We start from the raw sequence: 2,139 nt of genomic DNA on the forward strand, positions 1-2,139 counted from the left end.
GCCAAGGTATCTTGCGGTAGATCGTCCACAGATACTTTTATCAGGATATGTCTGGCGTGGATTTGTTCTGCTTGTCTGGCATAAGCCTCTTTCATCAGCCCATCAGTAACCTCTCCCACATTCATATAGGTAGTGGCGAGTTTATGCTTGTACTTGCGGTATTCCGTTTGATGTGCCTCTGTTTGGTCCAAGCCCATGTCATAGGCTTCAGCAACTTTTAGTTTATAGTCAATATAGAGATCCAGATAATTATCCACCTCGCGTTGCGACGCATCGGTAACCAAATTCAAGTTCTTGTTGTAAACACGCATGAACTCTCCTGCAGTAATGGCTTTATCGCCAATGGTAAGAACGGTCTTGTCTTCCAATTGCTGGGCATGAGCTCCAAAGAGCGTCAAGGCAATCAAGGAAAAGTTAAGTAGGCTTCTTTTGAGCATGAATCACTTTTTTATGGTATCCGCAAAAATAGCAAAAAGCCGGGGGCAAGCAAGAATTTAACGCCATGTCTACAGTGGGCCGCATATTTTTAAGAAAAAAATAACGCTCTGGGAATTTTGCTACCTTTAATCCGCAGTTCAACAACTAAACATCATCACCGATGAAGTACACCTGTGAAATTACCATAGACAGCCCCATAGAAGAAGTTATTGCCAAATTGGACAGTGCTGAGAATATGAAGCACTGGCAACGCGGTCTTATCAGCTATGAGCAACTTAGCGGAGAGCCTGGCCAAGAAGGTGCGCAAATGCGCTTGAACTACCAAATGGGCAAGCGTGAAATGAGTCTTACAGAAACCATTGTAAAGCGGAATTTTCCACACGAGTTTGAAGCCAATTACGACACCATAGGCGTACACAATATTCAAAAACTTCGTTTTGACAGCACACCAGATGGGAAGACCAAATGGGTTTCTGATTGTGAGTTTCAATTCCAAGGTTTAGGAATGAAATTCATGGGGTGGCTCATGCCCGGTGCCTTTAAGAAGCAGTCATTGAAATACATGACCGATTTTAAGGCCTTTGTGGAAGACGGGACCTCAGTAGCAGAAGAGGCTTAATTATGGCAGAAAAAGCGAGATTACTTTGGGATTTTAGAGGTCCAGCAGCGGCTCAAACCGCGGCTCATCATGTGATTCATTTGGACGAGTTCTTTGAGCGCGAAGCCTTTCCATGCTACGATACTGGAGTGTTGGAACAATCCCCAATGTGGCAGGCTGCCTTTGCGATAGTGGACCTAAACGATGCCCAGAAACTCCGCGAAATTCTTAAACCACATCGCGGTCAACGCATTACCGAAGGCAGTTAGTGTTAATTGGCACCGTAATTGTAACCTAAAATTCTATATTTGCAAAAAATTAGAATTATGCGTTTTTATCTTATAGGAATCATTGCAGTGGCGACCTCTTTTCAAATGTTCGCCCAAACTTCAAAAGTAGGTACCATTGATGTGGACTATATTTTGAGCAAAATGCCAGATTTAGAAACTGTGAAGGCTGGTGTAGAGTCTTACGGAAAAGAATTGGACACTGAATTGGGTCAAAAGATCGCTAAGTACGATTCGTTGATTGCTCAATACCAGAAAAACGAAACTACTTATGGCGATGCCATCAAAAAGACCAAGCAAGACGAGATCATTGAACTGGAAGGTGAAATGCAACAGTTTCGTCAAAACTCGGTGACCTTATTGCAACTCAAGCAGAACGAATTGATGCAACCGCTTTACAAGAAAGTAGGAGCCGCTTTAGAGACGGTAGCACAAGAACAAGGATATACACAGGTATTGACCAGCAATGCAACGGTTGCTTACTTGGATCCTAAATTCGATGTGACCATTGCTGTAATGCAAAAGCTCGGTTTGCCTACGGAAGAGTAAGTAGCAATAACAACTCAAAAAAAAAGCACTGTTTGAAAACAGTGCTTTTTTTTGCTTTATACCGAAAGAACTATCGGCTGTAATTTGGCGCCTCTTTGGTGATGGTCACATTGTGCGGGTGACTTTCATGAATTCCAGAAGAGGTGATCTTTACAAATTTCCCGGTCTCTTGAAGCGTTGGAACGTCTTTAGCTCCGCAGTACCCCATCCCAGCGCGTAAACCACCAACAAACTGATGCACACTTTCATATAGCTCTCCTTTATAGG

The 2,139-nt window shown here is 43.2% G+C and carries 4 protein-coding genes and 1 pseudogene; 3 read left to right on the plus strand and 2 right to left on the minus strand.

What is annotated here, in order from left to right; genetic code table 11:
• Positions 1-437 (minus strand): annotated as a pseudogene (locus HRT75_RS14665) (peptidylprolyl isomerase); the annotation flags it as partial.
• 161 nt (positions 438-598) lie between these two features.
• Between HRT75_RS14665 and HRT75_RS14670 the strand changes: the two are divergent.
• Genes HRT75_RS14670 through HRT75_RS14680 form a run of 3 tightly spaced genes read left to right on the plus strand, consistent with a single transcriptional unit; the run spans position 599 to position 1,872 of the window.
• Positions 599-1,057 carry an SRPBCC family protein gene (locus HRT75_RS14670; RefSeq protein WP_291188344.1) on the plus strand — a complete coding sequence of 153 codons (459 nt, stop codon included), beginning with the start codon at positions 599-601 and terminating at the stop codon, positions 1,055-1,057.
• A 2-nt stretch (positions 1,058-1,059) separates the two neighbouring features.
• Positions 1,060-1,305: a hypothetical protein gene (locus HRT75_RS14675; protein WP_291188347.1), complete on the plus strand. Its 246-nt coding sequence runs from the start codon at positions 1,060-1,062 to the stop codon at positions 1,303-1,305.
• 57 nt (positions 1,306-1,362) lie between these two features.
• Entirely contained in the window at positions 1,363-1,872 is a 510-nt protein-coding gene (locus tag HRT75_RS14680; RefSeq protein ID WP_291188350.1) for an OmpH family outer membrane protein, read from the plus strand.
• A 70-nt stretch (positions 1,873-1,942) separates the two neighbouring features.
• Here HRT75_RS14680 and HRT75_RS14685 read toward each other — a convergent pair.
• Positions 1,943-2,139: IMP dehydrogenase (locus HRT75_RS14685; protein WP_291188353.1), on the minus strand; the 197-nt coding region annotated here is incomplete at its 5' end.

The sequence above is a fragment of the Gilvibacter sp. genome (assembly GCF_013214815.1).
GTDB lineage: Bacteria > Bacteroidota > Bacteroidia > Flavobacteriales > Flavobacteriaceae > Gilvibacter.